This is a genomic window from Tianweitania sediminis (assembly GCF_017813335.1).
Taxonomy (GTDB): domain Bacteria; phylum Pseudomonadota; class Alphaproteobacteria; order Rhizobiales; family Rhizobiaceae; genus Tianweitania; species Tianweitania sediminis.
Map to the genome: position 1 here is coordinate 94,833 of NZ_JAGIYY010000012.1, position 17,360 is coordinate 112,192.

A 17,360-nucleotide genomic window follows, 5' to 3' on the forward strand; every position below is an offset into this window, starting at 1 on the left:
AGCCAGCGGACAATCTGCCGCTGGTACTGAGACGAGCCCGCACTAAGACGGGCACCATGAAGTTGAGCGATTTGAATCTCTAACGCGCGCTGTCCAGCGAGGTTCGCCACAGCGCCATCAACTGCTCAAAGCCGCTCTCGCAGCATCGCGCCAGTGTGGCTAGCGCGATAGGCTCAACACTCTCCGCCGTTTCTCCAAGCGCTCGCAAGATCTCGATGCCCCCCTGCAGCTGCTTCAGTTCAGGCTCCATTCTGAGCAGCAGATCGACGATCGTTGCACGACCTTCTTCGTGCTGCCTTTTCTTCCTGCTCGCCATGTCCGTGTCCTCTTACCGAGAATACACACGCTTCCTTTGCAGACGAAGTCCAGTCGCGGTTCAGCATCCAAAAAGCGTTCAGGATGTCCTAAACTGGGCCGACTGCGGTCTGTCCGTTGACGAGCGACAGACTGTCGGAAGCGGACGGTCCGTTCGACCCCTTTCATCTGCCAAACATTTGTGAATCTCCGCTAGGAGCTGCCATTCTGTGGAAGCGACTTGTCGCCTTCTGCCACAGCGATGTTGACGATCAGCTTGGGATGTCGATATCTGCCTATCATGGGGATTGCGAGCTCCCCACGAGGCGCCAGCCGAAGATCGCGTTCCTTTTCAACCCCGGCGACGGAGGAACGCACATGCCTGCGCCCAATGCCATTTCTATCGACAAGCTCACCCGCGTCATCGGAACCCCCCGCGCCCCGCTTTTGCTCGACGTGCGATCCGAGGACGATTTTGCCGCTGATCCAAGATCGGTTCCCGGCGCCACCCGGGTCGACGACCAGGCGCTTGCCGGCCTGGCTTCCCAGATAGGCGGTCAGTCGTCGATTGCCGTCTGCCAAGCCGGCCATCGGCGCAGCCAGGGCACGGCCGCCTGGCTTCGTGCCGAAGGCTGCCCTTCGGAGTATCTCGAGGGTGGCTTTGAGGCATGGCGAGCGGCTGGGCTACCGCTGATCGATCCGGCGAAGCTGCCCACGCGCGATCCACAGGGCCGCACCGTCTGGGTCACCCGGTCGCGCCCCAAGATCGACCGCATCGCGTGCCCCTGGTTGATCCGGCGCTTTCTCGATCCCCGCGCGATCATCCTGTTTGTCGCGCCCGCCGAAGTGGTGGGCGTCGCCGAGCGTTACGATGCCGCGCCCTTCGACATCGAGGGCGTGTTTTGGAGCCACCGGGGGGAGCTCTGCACCTTCGATGTCATGCTGGCAGAGTTCGGCTTGAGTATTTCCGCCCTAGACCGCCTGGCCGCCATCGTACGCGGCGCTGACACCGCCAGGCTCGACCTCGCGCCAGAGACAGCCGGTCTGCTTGCGGCTTCGCTTGGCCTGTCGCGGATGTACTCCGACGATCTGGAACAGCTGGACGCCGGAATGCTGCTCTACGACGCCTTCTATCGCTGGGCGCGAGACGCAGCCGAGGAGACCCACAACTGGCCCACCAACAAGCCGAAGGCGCAATGATGCAGGACCGCGCTTACCCCACCTTGGCCGAGGCTACCCGCATCTGGGTCCGCATCGGCCTCTTGAGCTTTGGCGGCCCTGCAGGCCAGATTGCCCTCATGCACCGCATTCTGGTGGAGGAGCAGCGCTGGCTTGGGGAAAAACGGTTCCTCCATGCGCTCAACTACTGCATGCTGCTGCCGGGGCCGGAAGCGATGCAGCTCGCCGTCTATATCGGTTGGCTGATGCATCGGACGCTTGGCGGCATCATCGCGGGCATCCTGTTCGTGCTGCCCGGGGTCGTCGCCATCATGGCGCTGAGTTGGATCTATGCCCTCTACGGCAACGTCGGCCCCGTCGAGGCGCTCTTTTTCGGCCTGAAGGCAGCGGTGCTGGCCATCGTTGTGCAGGCAGTCATCCGCATCGGATCACGTGCGCTGAAGAACAACGCGATGGTCGCCATCGCCGCCGCCTCGTTCATCGCGATATTCGGGTTCGCCGTGCCTTTCCCGATAATTATCCTGATCGCTGGCCTCACGGGGTTCCTCGGAGCGCGTGCGGGCCTGCCAGCCTTCCGTTCCGGCGGCGGACACGGCAAGGTGGGCAAGGTCCAGGTCGATGACGCCGACACTTTGTTGGGCGAGGAGTCACCAGACCATACGCTGGTCAACCGGGGCTGGGCATTTCGGATTTCGGCAGTTTTTCTTGTGCTGTGGCTGGCGCCGGTCGCCGTCCTCTTCGCCGGGCTGGGCCCCGCCAATGTCTTCGCCCAGATCGCCGGCTTCTTCAGCGTCATGGCGGTTGTCACCTTCGGCGGCGCCTATGCGGTTCTGGCCTATGTTGCGCAGGAGGCCGTGCAGAACTACGGCTGGCTTGCACCGGGCGAGATGCTAGATGGCCTCGGCATGGCTGAGACGACACCTGGCCCGCTAATCATGGTGACCCAGTTTGTGGGCTTCATGGGCGCGTTCCGCGACGCGGGCGGGATGTCGCCTCTGATGGCAGGAACCCTGGGCGGACTTCTGACGACTTGGGTGACCTTCCTCCCCTGCTTCCTTTGGATATTCCTTGGTGCACCATTTATAGAGCGCCTGCGCGACAACAAGGTGCTGTCATCGGCGCTGACTGCCATCACAGCGGCCGTTGTGGGCGTCATCCTGAACCTCGCCGTCTGGTTCGGTATGCACGTCGTCTTCAACGAGCTCCAGACAATCACGACCCTCGGCCTCGATCTCGAAGTGCCCGTTTGGTCGTCGATCAACCTGGCGGCTGCGGCATTGGTCCTTGTCGCGCTCGTCGCCGTGTTTCGCTTCAAGCTTGGCCCGGTCATGGTTCTGGCAGGCTGCGCCGCAGGCAGCCTTGCGCTACATTCCGTGGGTATGGCTTGAACAATGTCCCTCAATTGAGGGGCACACTGCCTTCTGCGCTTTGGGCTCCCCTTCATTGACCGAGAGCGGCTCGCTTTTTGCTCTTGGGATCTGAGCCGACTATCGGCTTTACACTCCAATCAAGCTAGACTTGGGGAAAATGATTTCCTACGGCTGTTAGTGGGCCGTAGAACGAACCCGCTCCCGCGGGAGGGCGCTTGGGCTTGATGTAGAAGGCACAGGCCGGAGGTTGCGCATCCATTGAGCGACGTCGGACAACGGCAGAGCATGAAGGGCTTCTTTAACAAGGAGCCTGTCCATGCAGTACCCTCATCTCGACACGTCCATCAGCCCGCTGCGCCAGCGGCTGATCGACGACATGAACATGCGGCGCTTCTCACGCGAGACGCAGCGCAACTACCTCCGCGACATCGGGCGCCTGGCGGCATTCCTCGGGCGTTCACCTGACACGGCGACCGCCGACGACCTGCGGCGGTTCCAGATAGAGCAGCAGGAGGACGGCGTGCCCGTGCCGACCATGAACAGCATCGTATCGGCGCTGCGCTTCTTCTTCACCCACACGCTCGACCGCCCGGACCTGGCGCGCAGGCTCGTCCGGCTGGCGCATCGGCGCAACCTGCCCGTGGTGCTGAGCCGCGACGAGGTTGCTCGCTTGCTCAATGCCACCACGTGCCTCAAGCACCAGGCCGCACTGTCCGTCGCCTATGGGGCCGGCCTGCGCGTCGCCGAGGTGTCGATGCTGAAGGTCGCCGACGTCGATAGCGAGCGCATGCTGCTGCGCGTCGAACGCGGCAAGGGCGGGCGCTGACGAAACGCCATGCTCTCCAAGGATCTGCTGGCTCTCCTACGTGAGTGGTGGAAAGTCGGACGGCAGCAAGGCGTGATGCACCGCGACGGCTGGCTGTTCCCCGGACACCACGCGATGAAGCCGATCAGCACGCGCCAGCTCTATCGCATCGTTGTCGAGGCGGCCCGGGCCGCCGATATCGCCAAGCGGGTCGGGCCGCACACGCTGCGCCACAGCTTCGCAACCCACCTTCTGGAAGACGGCACCGACATCCGGATCATCCAAGTCCTGCTCGGGCATGCCAAGCTCAACAACACTGCTCTCTACGCCAAGGTCGCGACACGGACGGTGCGCACCGTCACGAGCCCGCTCGACAGGCTTGGCCTGTTCAGGCCGTCAGAGATCTTGCCCGACGGCTGAGCCGTGCGCGCCTCAATCGAGGTCGCCGACATCTTCCGTGCCGCAGGGCCTTCGTATCGGGCAGCTCATGCAGGACACCTGGGCCTCGGCCAGCTCAAGGTCATGTCGGCGATCGAGCATTGCCGTACCGCGGCTCTCGGCGGTCATGTCGAAGCCTGCGAGGATTGCGGCCAATGGCGGATCGCCTACAACTCCTGCCGCAACCGGCACTGCCCGAAGTGCCAGGGCGCCGCCGCGCGGACGTGGCTTTCCGACCGCGAGGCGGACCTCTTGCCGGTCGGCTACTTCCACGTCGTGTTCACGCTGCCGGCGGAGGTCGCCGACATCGCCTTCCAGAACAAGGCGCTGGTCTACGACCTGCTGTTCAAGGTGGGATCGGAGACGATGCTGACAATTGCCGCCGATCCAAAACACCTCGGCGCGCGCATCGGCATCACCGCCGTGCTCCACACCTGGGGATCGGCGATGACCCACCATCCGCACGTGCACATGATCGTGCCAGGCGGCGGCATCGCGCTCGACGGGTCACGCTGGGTCTCGTCACGCCCTGCCTTCCTGCTTCCCGTGCGGGTGCTCGGCAAGCTGTTCCGACGGCTCTTTCTCACGCGGCTGCTCGCGCTGCACGACGCTGGGCGGCTCAGCTTCTTCGGCACCCTCGCTCATCTCGCCGAGCGGTATGCCTTCCTGCGCCACCTTGCTCCCGTCCGGACAAAGCTCTGGGTCGTCTATGCCAAGGCGCCGTTCGCTGGACCGCAGGCGGTGCTCGCCTATCTGTCGCGTTACACCCACCGGGTAGCGATCTCGAACAGCCGCCTGATCGCTTTCGACCAGGACGGCGTCACCTTCCGCTACAAGGACTACCGCCGCGACGGCGCGGACCGGCAGCAGGTCATGACGCTTTCGGCCGACGAATTCATCCGCCGCTTCCTGATCCATATCCTGCCGCGAGGCTTCCATCGCATCCGGCACTACGGACTGCTGGCCGGCTCCGCCCGCAAGGCCAGCCTTGCGCTCGCCCGCCAACTCCTGAATGTCGCCGCTCCGCCCGATGAAGACAAACCTGGCGAACAGGAAGACTACCGCCCGCCGTGTACTTGCTGCGGTGGACGGATGATCGTCATCGAGGTGTTCGAACGCCGGAGACAGCCGCGCGGACCGCCGCACGCATCAGCGGCGAACCGAGAGACTGCTTCATGACCCGGCATGGCACGGTGGAGCCTATAGCCGCGGGCGCCCCGCCTCCGGCAACCAACCCGCGCGCGGCCACGGCAATCGCTGACGCCGACAATGCCGCGACGAGCCGCGTGCAAGGCTGGCTAGGCCGGGTGGAGGCGCAACGAAACAGTTTGTCCGCATCCATCCCGGCGCTTCCCAATGACGGTCGCGCCACCGCAGACATCAGCCGCAGATTGAAATCCCCATAGCCGAAGCCTGTGGCCCGCGGGTTCCTTCCTCGGGGACTTTCGTACGCCTGCCGGCGCCCGAAACTCTTCACGTAAACGGATTGGCTGCTATCGAAGAGTACGAAGCGAAAGCAGACATCCGCCTAGGTCGCTCGGCTGTTCGTCGGGGCGCGCTACAGTTCAATCCAGAGATGATCGATCTGGATGTAAGACGTGATCCCTTTTGTCCGATCGTGGGTCGACGCGAGCGTAGCGACGCGCGTCGTCTTGTCGTGGCTCGCAAGCGTAAGCTTGTCGGCCACCGACCATCCGGGAACCGAGCTCGTGATGAGGTCGTCGATCCATATCCCCACCGTCTTGTGCCAGTGGGCGACATCGTTCGCCTGAACATATCCGATCATGGCGGCGCGCTCATGTTGATCGCCGTGATGGCCTGCCTTGAAACGCTGAATCCCACCGGTGGAACCACTGTCTGTGATTACATACTCGCGTGGGTCACGACCCTTATCCTCGGGGGTAGGTAGACGCTTGCACTCGATCGGGAGCAGGTACTGATAGTGGTCATAGCTTCGGCCGTTGATCCAGATTATGTTTCCGGACGGGCTTGCCACCAGGTCGATCGCGCGGCGGCCATCGCTCTCACTGGGTTCTTCGCGGCGGAACTGCAAGAAGTCCCATCCGGGTGTGTGGCGACACACGCTGTTGAGGCGACCACATAGCTGCGCGGAGAGCTTGTTTTCGCCCGTTTCCCCCGTGCGGCGGGAGTCGTCGCGCCACGCCGGAAGGGCATCGGCGATGAATGTGATGAGAGACGAGATCCACTCTTTGGGCAGCAGCAGGTCATCGGCGAGAGCGCCCGAATTGGCCTTAGTATCAGCTTCATCTGCCAGCATATCAGAAGCCTTGCGCTCGCAAGTCGGAGAGCACGTCGTCGGCATCGCGCAGGGCAATCGACCGGGTCCAGAAGCGGTGCCGGTCAGGCTTCAGCAAGAACACGAATTCCTTATCGTAGAGCCGGACGATGCGGGTGACAGTCAGGCCGGACTTGCGGCGCTGGCGCAGCAGGGCATCGAGCCTTTCGCGCAGTTCCTCGGCACCAGACCAGTCCACGGTTCCATTGCCGAAAGTGTAGGCTTTGCAGACCGCGCCAGCCCAATGATAGGCGCAAAGGGGACGCAGCGGCTTGCGGCCATAGGCTTGGCCGAGCTGGGTGGTAAGAACCTCGTCGAAGGTCGCTAGCGCGGGCTCTGGCACCCTCTGCATGACCTTGGCGTCTGTACCGAGCCGGATGAAGTCGCGCTGATAATTGACGATATCCTCGGCTACGATGCGTTCATTGGTGCTGATGTCGAGCTTCCCATCGGCTGGGAAAGGCAGGGCCAGAATGTCCGCGCTGAAGATCGCAGTCGCGCGCTGCGTGTAGAGGCGCGAGCTGATACCCGCGACATAGGCCTGCAGGATAGTCCGCTCGCTGGCCAGCCAGTCCGCGGCTGCGCACAGGGCTTTGACTTGGCCGGGAGCCGAGAACCCGACGATCTCGTTCTTGAACACGAGATAACCGTCCGTCCAGACGTCGAGGTGAAGATCCTGATGCTCCTTCACCAGGAGGAGCGGCGACTTGAAGCGGCTTTCAAACTTGGGATCCTTGATCCCCTTCTTCGGCACGACGGTGATCGCGTTGCGATCGATCCCTTCAGCATTGAGCGCTCCGGTCGGAAGCAGCGGACGCCCGATCAGATGGGCGACGTTGCTCGAAGCGTGCTTCTCTCCGCCGAGATAGCCTTCTCCGGCATCCCAGCCCTTCTCCTTGGCGTGCGCTCCCAGCGTCGGGAAGGTGCGGAGGCGCTCGATCAGGTCGCGCGCCCGATTGCCGCCGAGCAGGTTCGCCCGCCAGACGTCGCGCGACTTCTCCGCATCTGCGTTGCGTATCCAGTGCAAGTCGTAATAGTCGACATCGAAGCCTTGCTCGGCGGTCGCCCGTCCGTTGCGGCGGAAGACTGCATGCAGGATGCGGCTGTCGGGCTCGGGCTTAGTCGCCTCGGCGATGACCACCACGACCTTGGGGTCGGCATTACCCTTTTTGAACATGCCACGGACCGACACGAAGTCGAGCAGCTCACGCACGCGCCACTGATTCAAGAAGGTCTGCCTAAAGCCCAGCGCATTCTGATTGTAGAGGAAGCCCGCTGGCTCGACCATCGCGAGAACACCGTTCTGGACGAGCATGCCCATCGCGTTGTGCAGGAACAGATAGGCTAGCTGGTTGTCGGCTAGCTGGTCGTGCTCCTTGGCATAGGCGACCGCGCTTCGCTTCGCGCCGTCCGTCGTGAGCACGGATTCAAACGGGGGATTGCCGATCACGATCGAGACGGGGGAGCTGATGAGAGCCTGCTGCTTCGCGTCGAAGAAGCAGCTGTGGTGCAAAGTTTCGCCGGCGAGCCGCGGGAACAGCTTAATGCTCGCGCGGATCTCCATCGGCTCCAACGCGTCGCAAAGGCTAAGGCACAGGCTGAACGCGGCGAGCTCGATCGCGCCGTCTTCGAGATCGATGCCATGAACGCGGACGAGCAGCTTGCGCAGCACATCGACGCCCGGTCGGCTCCAACCGTTGCGCGACCGCCAATGAAGGACGAGGCGCTTGTAGGCTTCAACCAGGAAAACGCCCGAGCCGCATGCCGGGTCCAATATGATACCGTTGCCGGTCATCAGCTTGTCGATCCGATCCCAATCCAGCACTTCCTCCAGCATCAGACGCACGAGGGCTGGCGGCGTGTAGATCGAGCTGGACGCGTCCTTCACGAACAGCTGGTAGATGTTGCTTATCAGCTCGACGGGGAGGTCACGGAATGAATAGAGGCGCCAGAAGCTGATCTGGCCATCCTCGTCCTCATAACCTTGGACGAGGCGGGCATAATTTCCAAGTTCGTTGCTCGAGCCCAGCACTTTGCGGTCCGCATCGGTCAGCCGGAAGACGTGGCCGTTGAAGCGCTCCTCCAGTGCCTCAAGCAATTTGACGAGAGCTGGCCCGTTGGCTAGCACTTGGAAGAAACGCTCGGCACCGGGTAGCGCCGCAGCAAAATCCTCGGGCAGCAGGACAAGCCGCTCTTCGAGATAGGCGATTAGCAGCGAGAGGATAAGAAGCCGCCGGCGCAGCCGTGCATCGAGGAGCTCGCTGTCCGACAGCTGGATGGCGAGTGCCCGGACGCCGGCGACGAGCTTGCGATGCGCCGACTTCGATGCGGACAGCATGAGGTCGCACGCGTCGGGATCGTCCCAGATGGCGCCGTTATGAATACGGTCGAGATCCCACCAAATCTCCTGAGCAGCGATGTCGGCGCCGATCTTTAACGTCCGGATCGGGTTGATTACCGGGATATCGTTGTCGCCCAGGAAGTCGGGCTTGTGGACGCACCGGAAGAGTTGGATGACGCCAGGACCCGCGCGATAGACGAGCGGGATGCCGCCCCAGCTCCACAGGCGCTTGTGGAGCTCGGCAAATTCGGCGTCGTCGCCATAGTCCTGCTGATTGAACACGAACGCCTGCGCGACTGGCGCGCGGCCATTGTGCTCCGCTTCGAATAGCACGGCACGCGCGCCATAGCTCTGCGCGCGTTCGATGACGGAGACCACGTCGGGCAATTGCCCTTCTGGATTGAAGCCGTTGACTGCGACCAGCCCTTCGGCAAGCGGGAGGTCGCCGTTGCCAATGTCAAACAACCACTGTGCCGCCGCGAAAGCATCTTCGGGTGCGTGAATCGTCATCGCCGCGGCTCGTCCCAAGGAGCGGCGTCGGACCGCCATATGCGAGCGGTCATTTCTGCCGCTTCTTCTTCGAGAGCGCGAACCCCTCCTTGAGAAGCTCGGTCATCGTGATGCCTTGCGAACCCGCGAAGCCCTTGAACTCCTTCTTGAAGTCCAGGCTCACCTTGAAGTTCAGCGTCTTGTTGTCGCTCTCAACTGCGCTGTCGATGGCACCGCCACTTTCCGGGCTGCCAGCCATACGAATCCCCCTATCGCAGACGCATGCGTCGATGTTCGCAGCGGCACAGTAATGATTTCAGCATTTCTGGCAAGGCCGAAGCCCGACAGCCAGATAGGCAGGAAACCAGATAAAGGTAGAATGACCGGCTAACCGCAGCAGTGGTTCGGCAGGCTATGATGTCAGCTTTCGGGCTCGTAGAGGTTGCGGTGAAATGACAGGATAGGTGAAGGGTTTCGGGTGCCGGCAGGCGTACGAAAGCCTCTCATCCAGGAACCCGTGGGCCATAGTCGGTGTCTATGGCGATTTCGATTTGTGGTGGATTTCGGCGATCGCGTGACCGCCGCTGGGAAGCGCCGGGAGAGGTGCGGACAGGAGGCATCGTTGCGCCTCGGCGCGGTTTAGCCGGCGCCGCACGTTGCCCGTCGTGAGCCTGTCGGCGGCAACAGTCACCATCGGCGCGCGCAGGTCGTTGCCGTCGGCTGGGCTTTCGGCTGAGGGTTCGACCTTGCCATGCCGGGTCATGGCCAACCGTCCCGGTTTGTGGCGGTTGCATCGGGAGGTCCGCGCGGCTGTCTGCAGCGTTCAAAGGTCTCAATGATGATCATGCGTCCGCCGCAGCAGGGGCATCGCGGGCGGTAGTCGTCCGGTTCGCCTGGTGTGTCGACATCGGGGGGAGCGACGACATTCAGGAGTTCCCGGGCAAGTGCTAGACTGGCCTTGCGGGCGGAGCCGGCAAGCAGACCGTAGTGCCTGATACGGTGGAAGCCGCGTGGCAGCACATGGAGCAGGAAGCGGCGGATGAACTCGTTGGTCGCCAGCCTCATGACCTGCTGGCGATCCGCGCCGTCGCGGCGGCAGTCCTTGTAGCGGAAGGCGACGCCGTACTTGTCGAACGCGATCAGGCGGCGGTTTGAGATCGCCACGCGGTGGGTATAGCGGGACAGGTAAGCAAGCACCGCCTCCGGTCCAGCGAACGGCGCCTTGGCATAGACCACCCAGCGCCTTGTCCGGACGGCAGCAAGGTGACGCAGGAATGCTCGGCGGTCAGTGAGGTGTGCGATGGTCCCGAAGAACGCCAACCGGCCCGTTTCGTAAAGCGCGAGCAACCGCGTGAGGAAGAGTCGGCGGAACAGCTTCCCGAGCACGCGCACCGGAAGCAGGAACGCCGGCCGCGAGGAGACCCAGCTGCTTCCGCCCAGTGCGATGCCGCCGCCCGGCACGATCATGTGGACATGCGGATGGTGGGTCATTGCCGATCCCCAGGTGTGGAGCACGGCTGTAACACCGATGCGCGCGCCAAGATGCTTTGGATCGGCGGCGATGGTCAGCATCGTCTCCGACGCCGCCCTGAACAGCAGGTCGTAGACGAGCGCCTTGTTGTGGAAGGCGATGTCGGCGACCTCGGCCGGAAGCGTGAACACGACGTGGAAGTAGCCGACCGGCAGCAGGTCGGCGTCGCGTTTCGCCAGCCACGTCCGCGCCGCCGCGTCCTGGCACTTCGGACAGTGCCGGTTGCGGCAGGAGTTGTAGGCGACGCGCCATTGACCACAGTCCTCGCAAGCCTCGACCTGACGGCCAAGGGCTGCGGTGCGGCAGTGCTCGATCGCTGACACGACCTTCAGTTGCTGCAGGCTCAGGTTGACCGGCATGAGAGGCCCGGTAAGCAGGCCCAGCTGCGCGGAAGATATCGGCGACCTCGACCGAAGCGCGCACGGCTTAGCCGGGCGGCATCTTGCCTTCCATCAGCGCCATTAGCCGGTCGAGAGGTCCGGCGACAGCGTGGATCGTCCAGGTCGAGACCTTGGTGTAGAGCGCGGTCGTTTCCAGCTTGCTGTGGCCGAAGCGCCCCTCCCGCGAAGCGGGTTCGTGCATGGGGCGCAAAGCAGCCATCCCTCTTTGCCTCCATGGCGGACAGTTCTTGACCACCGCCGATAAGCAGAGCGCGGAACGCATCGCATCTGTCTTCGTGAGGCCCTTCAGGAGCATCATCTTTGGTGCGCAAGCAGCGCGCGGAGCCCCAGTCAGTAGAACCTCCTCCCTCAGGGAGAGTGCAGTTCTAGTCTCTCAACCTCCACCGTTGCGCCGCTGGAACCAGCACCCGCCCACCGTGTTGAACGCTATCCTCAACCAAGGAGATCGACCATGAAACCATACGTCGCTTCGCTCGCCGCAGCGGTTTGCCTCACCTCCCCTGTCGCGTTCGCCCAGGAGCAGTCCATCAGCCTGCCCGAGGCCTGCCGCACGGCTGCTATGTCGACGGGAGCGGGCGATCAGATGCAGCAGATGAAGCAGGGCATGTCGAAGAACATGGAGGCGGTCCAGGAGGCGATGAGCCAGGTGACGGAAACGCAGCGCAGCATGCACCGATCCATGCTTGAGATGAACGGCCCGATGATGGAAGGGTCGATGAACATCGACGCTGACGTTTCATGGATATGCGCGATGATCCCTCACCACCAGGGCGCCATCGCGATGGCGCAGGCCGGACTTGCAAAGGCGGACAACGAAGAGTCCCGCCGCCTGGCCGAAAAGACGATCGACGAGAACGAGAAGGGGCTGCGGGAGCTTATCGCCTGGGCGGAGGAGCATGCCGCTGCCGAAAGCGACGACGAAGCGGGGTCCGAAGGCAAGTCATCCAACTAGCCGACCGCGCACGAGGCTGCCGCGCCGTCGGCAGCCTCGTGAAAGTTCCGGGGGCCGGCCATCGATTGACCCCGCGCAACGGCGCACGTCGCGATCGACTTGCATGTGGGGAGGTGCCGGAATCGGATGCATGCCCGGCGTCGTCCAGGGTGCCACCTGCATGTGCGACCATGCCGAACATCCGCCCGAATCTATTCTTAGCCTTCATCTACAACGCGTTGGGAACTTCCTTTGCTGCAGGACGGCTTTACCCGCTTTCGCCTGGCGTCACGCTGCCGCCCGGGCTGCCTTGCGCAGCGACGTGGTCTACGTCGATGATCGCCGCGGCCAGCTCCGGGCGTCTACTTCGGCCAAGGGTGGCCTGCGTGCAGCGCTGGAAGGCCGGCCTGTTCAGCCTGGGAGTGATGCTGGCGGTCCTGGTGGCCGTCGCAGCCAGCCCGATCCTGCACAACGCCATGGCCGGCCTGGTCGTCCATTCGGGTCCGCCGCACGAGCATGTCCATGCCGCCCAGGACAGCGGTGATCCCGCGCCTTCGTATGGTCACCATAACCCTCCCGCCTGTTGCGGAGCGGGGCTGTGTCTTCCGGGACTCCCGGCGGATAACCGGGTGAGCTTGCCTGACTGGGAGATGCCCCGTCCCTCGCCCCTGCCTGACCGCGTGGCGGACCGCTGGCCAGGGGAACGCCTCTATCGACCTCCCCGGCGATCCTGACTCGCAGAAACACGTCTCGCTCAATCAGGATATCCCAAGATGAACTTCTTTAAGACTACAGCATTCGTCGCCTCGATCCTTGCTGCCTCCACGTCCATCGCCCTCGCACAGGACGCGCATGGCGGGCACGGCACAGGTCATCAGGCCCCGGCTGCGGAAACATCCCGTGCGCCTGCCGGAGAAATCAAGCTCCCGGAGATCTGCCTTGCCGCAGGCGAGCAGGGCATGGGAGGCATGGCAATGGGCACGGGAACCGGCCACGCCATGGACGAGGCCCACGCTGATCTCATGAAAGGCATGGACGAGATGAACCGACAGATGATGATCGGCATGATGGCTGAAGACATCGATGTCGCCTTCGTTTGCGGGATGATCCCGCACCACCAGAGCGCCGTGAACATGGCCAAGGCACAGCTCGAGCACGGCGATGACCCTTGGGCGAAGAAACTGGCTCAGTCCGTGATCGAGAACCAGGAGCAGGAGATCTCCGACATGTTCACTTGGCTCGAGGAGCGGGCAGCCGGAGAAATCGCCGAGTAAGCCGGAACTCAGGGGCGCCGCGGCGTCCCTGATCAGCCCCTTTCTTGCCTCGCCGACGGAACAGCCGGCGAAGACCCAGAGCCGGGGCGGCAGACCCGCCGCCCCGGCGCGCGAGCTGGTCGCCGGTCCTTAACCGCCGGAATGGCCCTCAGTATTCCCGGGAACCGGGCGCTGCTCCGGTGCTCCCGCCACGAACTGTGACCATTCGGACGGCCCTGCTTCAAGGCCGGACGTGATATGTCATTGGCACGAGTGTAATCCGGAGAACCGCCATGGGGGTCCACATGCACGACCGACGGAGCTTCATCGTCATGGGTGCGGCGGCCGCACTTGCTGCCATGCCAGCCTTTCCTTCCCGCGCCAGCGGAAAAAGCGATCTTGTAGTTTGGAAAGACTCCTACTGCGGCTGCTGCGGCGGATGGGTCGCCCACATGAGGGCGACCGGCCACGCCGCCCAGGTCAACGAACTCGAGGACATGGAGGCGCTGAAGGGCAAGCTGGGGGGTCCGGTGGACCTGCGCTCCTGTCAGACCGCACAGATCGGGATTATGTGATCGAAGGCCACGTTCCTGCGGCAGCGATCGCGAAGCTCCTGCGCGACCGGCCGGATGTATCGGCCTGGCAGTGCCTGGAATACCCATCATCTGCTCCCCCGGCATGGATGCCCCGGAAGGCACGCTCCCCGTCACATACAACGTAGCATTCGCGATTGAAGGCACTGCCGCATTCATGCGCTTCCGCGGCACCGAAGCCTTCTGATCAGAACGCGACCGCAGTACCAGAGGTGTCGGCCGCCGCGGGCGCTGGTCATCGAAACCTGCACCCGGAGTGGTCCAGTCGTAAACAGCAACGGACCCTCCTGGGGCACCCAGGAGTTCGGCGCCGGAAGGGGCAACCAGGAGGCGCTGCGCGGGGCCTCATGAAGCCACGGTATCGAACGCGCTCGACCTTTCAGCTGCTCCGGGTAAAGACCGGTCAGTCTTCCGTACCGGGATCGTGCGGGTCTGCTAGCGCGGCGTCCGGCCGTGACACGGGGACGGCGTTGAGGGAGGTTCGCTTGGAAAGTCCCTTCGCGCCTTCGCGCTTGAGGAGCCTGCGAAAGTCTGGATGCATGCCCCCGTCAGAATAGGCGTGTGCCCTCAGGGCGTAGCCCTCCGCCACCAGAGTCTCAACCTTCAGGTCGTCGGACTGCTGCCGGGACGCGATCAGGGCATCCGTGACCGAAGTGTCCGCAGGGCACGCGGCCAACGGATCAGCCGGAAGGTCCTGGCTCCCCGCAGGTCCGAAAGCATAGCCCCGGCCGCAGTAACCCACGCTCGGCGGCTGCTTTGTCACCTCGAAAAGGTCGTAGCCGCGCTTCAGGTTTCGCCAGAAGTCATAGTTCAGGTCGTTGCGGTTCTTGGCCATGTTCTGGGCGGTCATGCGGAACGGATAGGACTGGACCTGGAACAGGCGCTGGCCGCCGTTCAGGGCCTCCCGTCCCAGGGCGTAGATTTCGGCGACCCCCTCGTCGGTCATGGCGAAGCATCCAGAAGAGGAACAGGCGCCGTGGACCATGAGTGCCTCGCCCGTGTATCCGAGAGCCGCTTCGAGCTTGTTCGGGTAGCCAAGATTGAACGACAGGTAGTATTGGGAGGCAGGATTCAGCATTCCCGCATTGACGTGGTAGAAGCCTTCCGGCGCCTGGCGGTCCCCGTCCCGGGTCTTGGGGCCGAGCTTCCCGGACCAGCGGCACATGGGATAGGCCTTGAGGAGAGCGTACCTTCCCGAGCGGTCGCGCTTCCAGATCTCGAGTTCGCTTTCCTGCTTGAAGATGCGCACGACGATCGGGTCCGCAGGCGTCATGTTGCGGCTACGCATGTCGGCCACGACCTTCGCGGGTATTGGCTGTATCGCCTTCGTATCGGTATCGAGCATGCCAAGGTCGCTGTTGCACGCAGCGAGAAGCGCACCAAGCAGCGCGACGCCCGCAATCTGGAAGAACATGCGCCGCACCTGATCTGTCCTGTTGCCGGAGCTTGAGATCATCTTAGGACAAGGTTTGCCTTCAGCCAATGAGGGAATGGTTAACGCAACCATAAATTTGCAGCTGCAAGTCCAGGAATGTTGCTCTCGGCGCCATTCCTGTCTGCGGCGACTCTCCTGTGATTTCTGAACCCCCTTTAAGCCAATCCAGCATCAACGGCTTAAGAGGCGGTAAAGCAGCGACACAGGTTTCGAATGTCGCGTACACGCGTTTCGCAGGTCGCCCGGTACAGCGCGATCGGGTCCCCTTCGAGCCGATTGGCGCAGCCGGTGCCCAAGAGCGTGTAGTTGCCCACCGATCGAGCGTAGACAAGTTACCGGGTGAGGACGGCGGGCGCTATTTGCGGATATATTTGACCAGGGCGAGGGCCGCTAGTACCAGGACGACCAGCACGAGCAGCCATATCAAGCCCATGCCCCACATCATCCTGCCACCCATCATGTCGTGCATCATTATTCCTCCTTATGCGGATCGGCCACGCGTGGTCAGTCGCTGCAAGCCTGCCAGGCAACATAGGGAAGGGAACCCGAGCCGCCATGGCATCGGCCTACCCGCCCTCTGATCGGCTGGATCAGCACGACGCCCGCCAACGTCCCTCCGCATGATCGCCTGAGGCACCGCGGCAGCACGAACCGCAGTCCGCTGTCGCTAGGCCGCGCTCAGCCAATCCTCAATGTTCCTAGCTCCGGTAGAAAATATAACTCGCGACCTCTAGCACCAGCGCGACGAACAAACGGTGGACTGTATCCGTGTTTTGCCGAGACGAGTGGCGAGCAGCCTTCTGTAAAGGTCGCCAATGAGCCTCCGCCGATGAACTCCGCGATCCGAAGGCGTTCACCGAAACCGCAAGGTCACGGTTCCAACAGCAATATTCGGCTGCGTTACCCGAGTACGTAGATGAACAGCGGCGTGGCCAGAAGGGAGCCGACGCCGCCGAGCAGACCGAGCAAGAAGCCGACCAGGCCACTAAACCAACTGCCGCGAAGATCGAGGTCGTCCCTCAACTCCATACCCAGTCGTCCACTCTTATGATGGCGGCGGATCTCAGGCCGCCTTAACGGTGTAGCCTGCAGCCTCCACCGCGCTCCTGATTCTGTCGGCGTCGGCCTCTGTCTCGACTGACACCGTCTGAGACGGCAGGTCAATTGCAACGTTGGCGTCTGCGTCGACGCTCTTGACAGCCTTGGTCACAACTCCAACGCAGTGGCCGCAGGTCATGTCGGGCACGTTCAGTTTCAGCATCTGGTTCTCCTATCTCATCTTTGGCACGTCGCCAGATGCCGGAGATAGGGTGTCCACCGCCGGGAAGGTCAAGGGGCAAACTTTCGATGCGCGCAACCAGATCCATCATCATCAACGACATCTGAGTCCTTGGCCGGTGGTTCAGGCAGGGCGGTCGACGAAACCTGAAGATACCTTGTTGACCCTCCCATTGCTGGAACCTTTACACCTCGTTTCAACCGCAAAACAGAACGAGGAAACCGCCATGAACGCCCACCGCAAACCTGATCCCGCCGACGTCCGCCTTAGCTTCCGAATCGAAGCCATGACCTGCGCCTCATGCGTGCGCCGCGCCGAACTCGCCATCGGGAAGGTGCCGGGCGTGAGGTCCGCTTCGGTAAACCTGGCGACGGCAACGGCCAACCTAACCTTCGAGGGGACCCCCGCTGCCGACGCGGTGATCGCCGCGATAGAAGGCGCCGGATACGAGGTTCTCACAGAAATGGCTGAAATCGAGATCGAAGGGATGACCTGCGCCTCCTGTGTGCGGGCGGGTCGAACTGGCCATCGCCGCCGTACCCGGGGTCCTGAAGGCCTCCGTAAACCTTGCCACTGAGCGGGGCACGATCGAGGCGGCGGCCCCTGTTCCGGCCGCTGCGGTCGAAGCCGCGATCCGCCAGGCCGGGTACGTACCGCGTCTTGCCAATGCGGCGGGGGCGAGCGCGGCTGCCGACGCGCGCCAGGAGGCGAAGGATAGGGAACTG

At 63.1% G+C, this 17,360-nt stretch carries 18 protein-coding genes and 3 pseudogenes; 10 read left to right on the top strand and 11 right to left on the bottom strand.

Annotation, left to right across the window (positions count from 1 at the left end):
• Nucleotides 1-79: 79 nt before the first annotated feature.
• Nucleotides 80-316, bottom strand: coding sequence for a hypothetical protein (locus J5Y06_RS21760; protein WP_209337306.1), 237 nt, complete (start codon nucleotides 314-316; stop codon nucleotides 80-82).
• A 356-nt stretch (nucleotides 317-672) separates the two neighbouring features.
• Here J5Y06_RS21760 and J5Y06_RS21765 point away from each other — a divergent pair, with 356 nt between their 5' ends.
• The 4 genes and pseudogenes from J5Y06_RS21765 to J5Y06_RS21780 all read left to right on the top strand — a co-directional run bounded on the left by J5Y06_RS21765 (nucleotide 673) and on the right by J5Y06_RS21780 (nucleotide 5,265).
• Entirely contained in the window at nucleotides 673-1,494 is an 822-nt protein-coding gene (locus J5Y06_RS21765) for a chromate resistance protein ChrB domain-containing protein (protein WP_209337307.1), read from the top strand.
• On the top strand, nucleotides 1,494-2,861 hold the full coding sequence (chrA, locus tag J5Y06_RS21770; RefSeq protein WP_209337329.1) for a chromate efflux transporter: 1,368 nt from the start codon (nucleotides 1,494-1,496) through the stop codon (nucleotides 2,859-2,861). Before J5Y06_RS21765 ends, chrA begins: the two co-directional genes overlap by 1 nt.
• A gap of 298 nt (nucleotides 2,862-3,159) precedes the next feature.
• Nucleotides 3,160-4,068 (top strand): annotated as a pseudogene (locus J5Y06_RS21775) (tyrosine-type recombinase/integrase).
• A 3-nt stretch (nucleotides 4,069-4,071) separates the two neighbouring features.
• Nucleotides 4,072-5,265, top strand: coding sequence for an IS91 family transposase (locus J5Y06_RS21780; RefSeq protein WP_209337308.1), 1,194 nt, complete (start codon nucleotides 4,072-4,074; stop codon nucleotides 5,263-5,265).
• Between the two features lie 379 nt (nucleotides 5,266-5,644).
• Here J5Y06_RS21780 and J5Y06_RS21785 read toward each other — a convergent pair whose 3' ends face one another.
• From J5Y06_RS21785 to J5Y06_RS21810, 6 genes and pseudogenes are all read right to left on the bottom strand, one after another.
• On the bottom strand, nucleotides 5,645-6,364 hold the full coding sequence (locus J5Y06_RS21785) for a hypothetical protein (RefSeq protein ID WP_245248261.1): 720 nt from the start codon (nucleotides 6,362-6,364) through the stop codon (nucleotides 5,645-5,647).
• Between the two features lies 1 nt (nucleotide 6,365).
• Entirely contained in the window at nucleotides 6,366-9,233 is a 2,868-nt protein-coding gene (locus tag J5Y06_RS21790; RefSeq protein WP_209337309.1) for an HsdM family class I SAM-dependent methyltransferase, read from the bottom strand.
• Between the two features lie 49 nt (nucleotides 9,234-9,282).
• On the bottom strand, nucleotides 9,283-9,471 hold the full coding sequence (locus tag J5Y06_RS21795; protein WP_209337310.1) for a hypothetical protein: 189 nt from the start codon (nucleotides 9,469-9,471) through the stop codon (nucleotides 9,283-9,285).
• A 276-nt stretch (nucleotides 9,472-9,747) separates the two neighbouring features.
• Entirely contained in the window at nucleotides 9,748-9,975 is a 228-nt protein-coding gene (locus tag J5Y06_RS21800; RefSeq protein ID WP_209337311.1) for a hypothetical protein, read from the bottom strand.
• Nucleotides 9,972-11,166: pseudogene (locus J5Y06_RS21805) on the bottom strand (IS91 family transposase). Before J5Y06_RS21805 ends, J5Y06_RS21800 begins: the two are co-directional and overlap by 4 nt.
• A 3-nt stretch (nucleotides 11,167-11,169) precedes the next feature.
• Entirely contained in the window at nucleotides 11,170-11,343 is a 174-nt protein-coding gene (locus J5Y06_RS21810; RefSeq protein WP_245248262.1) for a hypothetical protein, read from the bottom strand.
• Between the two features lie 252 nt (nucleotides 11,344-11,595).
• On the opposite strand from J5Y06_RS21810, the gene J5Y06_RS21815 reads away from it, so the two are divergent.
• A complete protein-coding gene (locus J5Y06_RS21815) occupies nucleotides 11,596-12,096 on the top strand; it encodes a DUF305 domain-containing protein (RefSeq protein ID WP_209337312.1) in 501 nt (166 codons plus the stop codon).
• Between the two features lie 341 nt (nucleotides 12,097-12,437).
• Here the strand turns inward: J5Y06_RS21815 and J5Y06_RS21820 are convergent, their stop codons facing one another.
• Nucleotides 12,438-12,644: a hypothetical protein gene (locus J5Y06_RS21820; RefSeq protein ID WP_209337313.1), complete on the bottom strand. Its 207-nt coding sequence runs from the start codon at nucleotides 12,642-12,644 to the stop codon at nucleotides 12,438-12,440.
• Nucleotides 12,645-12,848: 204 nt separating this feature from the next.
• Here J5Y06_RS21820 and copM point away from each other — a divergent pair, with 204 nt between their 5' ends.
• The 3 genes from copM to J5Y06_RS23650 all read left to right on the top strand — a co-directional run bounded on the left by copM (nucleotide 12,849) and on the right by J5Y06_RS23650 (nucleotide 14,049).
• Nucleotides 12,849-13,349: a CopM family metallochaperone gene (gene copM, locus J5Y06_RS21825; RefSeq protein WP_209337314.1), complete on the top strand. Its 501-nt coding sequence runs from the start codon at nucleotides 12,849-12,851 to the stop codon at nucleotides 13,347-13,349.
• A 272-nt stretch (nucleotides 13,350-13,621) separates the two neighbouring features.
• Entirely contained in the window at nucleotides 13,622-13,903 is a 282-nt protein-coding gene (locus J5Y06_RS21830) for a DUF411 domain-containing protein (protein ID WP_209337315.1), read from the top strand.
• Nucleotides 13,900-14,049, top strand: a complete 150-nt coding sequence (locus J5Y06_RS23650) for a DUF411 domain-containing protein (protein ID WP_209337316.1) — start codon at nucleotides 13,900-13,902, stop codon at nucleotides 14,047-14,049. Before J5Y06_RS21830 ends, J5Y06_RS23650 begins: the two co-directional genes overlap by 4 nt.
• Nucleotides 14,050-14,324: 275 nt before the next feature.
• Here J5Y06_RS23650 and J5Y06_RS21840 read toward each other — a convergent pair whose 3' ends face one another.
• The 3 genes and pseudogenes from J5Y06_RS21840 to J5Y06_RS21845 all read right to left on the bottom strand — a co-directional run bounded on the left by J5Y06_RS21840 (nucleotide 14,325) and on the right by J5Y06_RS21845 (nucleotide 16,617).
• A complete protein-coding gene (locus J5Y06_RS21840; RefSeq protein WP_245248264.1) occupies nucleotides 14,325-15,335 on the bottom strand; it encodes a L,D-transpeptidase family protein in 1,011 nt (336 codons plus the stop codon).
• Between the two features lie 845 nt (nucleotides 15,336-16,180).
• Nucleotides 16,181-16,363: pseudogene (locus tag J5Y06_RS23495) on the bottom strand (hypothetical protein); the annotation flags it as partial.
• Nucleotides 16,364-16,419: 56 nt separating this feature from the next.
• Complete coding sequence (locus J5Y06_RS21845) at nucleotides 16,420-16,617, bottom strand: heavy-metal-associated domain-containing protein (protein ID WP_209337317.1); 198 nt, start codon at nucleotides 16,615-16,617, stop codon at nucleotides 16,420-16,422.
• 49 nt (nucleotides 16,618-16,666) lie between these two features.
• Between J5Y06_RS21845 and J5Y06_RS23500 the strand changes: the two genes are divergently transcribed.
• A complete protein-coding gene (locus J5Y06_RS23500) occupies nucleotides 16,667-17,212 on the top strand; it encodes a heavy-metal-associated domain-containing protein (protein ID WP_342453476.1) in 546 nt (181 codons plus the stop codon).
• Nucleotides 17,139-17,360: cation transporter (locus J5Y06_RS23375; protein WP_209337318.1), on the top strand; the 222-nt coding region annotated here is incomplete at its 3' end. The genes J5Y06_RS23500 and J5Y06_RS23375, both read left to right, overlap by 74 nt.

What these genes read in the sequence shown, in the direction of transcription:
- J5Y06_RS21815 (WP_209337312.1), top strand. Translation starts at nt 11,596, where the DNA reads ATGAAACCATACGTCGCTTCGCTCGCCGCAGCGGTTTGCCTCACCTCC.
- J5Y06_RS21845 (WP_209337317.1), bottom strand. Translation starts at nt 16,617, where the DNA reads ATGCTGAAACTGAACGTGCCCGACATGACCTGCGGCCACTGCGTTGGA.
- chrA (WP_209337329.1), top strand. Translation starts at nt 1,494, where the DNA reads ATGCAGGACCGCGCTTACCCCACCTTGGCCGAGGCTACCCGCATCTGG.
- J5Y06_RS21840 (WP_245248264.1), bottom strand. Translation starts at nt 15,335, where the DNA reads ATGTTCTTCCAGATTGCGGGCGTCGCGCTGCTTGGTGCGCTTCTCGCT.
- J5Y06_RS21800 (WP_209337311.1), bottom strand. Translation starts at nt 9,975, where the DNA reads ATGACCCGGCATGGCAAGGTCGAACCCTCAGCCGAAAGCCCAGCCGAC.
- J5Y06_RS21810 (WP_245248262.1), bottom strand. Translation starts at nt 11,343, where the DNA reads ATGGCTGCTTTGCGCCCCATGCACGAACCCGCTTCGCGGGAGGGGCGC.
- J5Y06_RS21765 (WP_209337307.1), top strand. Translation starts at nt 673, where the DNA reads ATGCCTGCGCCCAATGCCATTTCTATCGACAAGCTCACCCGCGTCATC.
- J5Y06_RS21790 (WP_209337309.1), bottom strand. Translation starts at nt 9,233, where the DNA reads ATGACGATTCACGCACCCGAAGATGCTTTCGCGGCGGCACAGTGGTTG.
- J5Y06_RS21785 (WP_245248261.1), bottom strand. Translation starts at nt 6,364, where the DNA reads ATGCTGGCAGATGAAGCTGATACTAAGGCCAATTCGGGCGCTCTCGCC.
- J5Y06_RS21820 (WP_209337313.1), bottom strand. Translation starts at nt 12,644, where the DNA reads ATGGTGACCATACGAAGGCGCGGGATCACCGCTGTCCTGGGCGGCATG.
- J5Y06_RS21830 (WP_209337315.1), top strand. Translation starts at nt 13,622, where the DNA reads ATGGGGGTCCACATGCACGACCGACGGAGCTTCATCGTCATGGGTGCG.
- copM (WP_209337314.1), top strand. Translation starts at nt 12,849, where the DNA reads ATGAACTTCTTTAAGACTACAGCATTCGTCGCCTCGATCCTTGCTGCC.
- J5Y06_RS21760 (WP_209337306.1), bottom strand. Translation starts at nt 316, where the DNA reads ATGGCGAGCAGGAAGAAAAGGCAGCACGAAGAAGGTCGTGCAACGATC.
- J5Y06_RS21795 (WP_209337310.1), bottom strand. Translation starts at nt 9,471, where the DNA reads ATGGCTGGCAGCCCGGAAAGTGGCGGTGCCATCGACAGCGCAGTTGAG.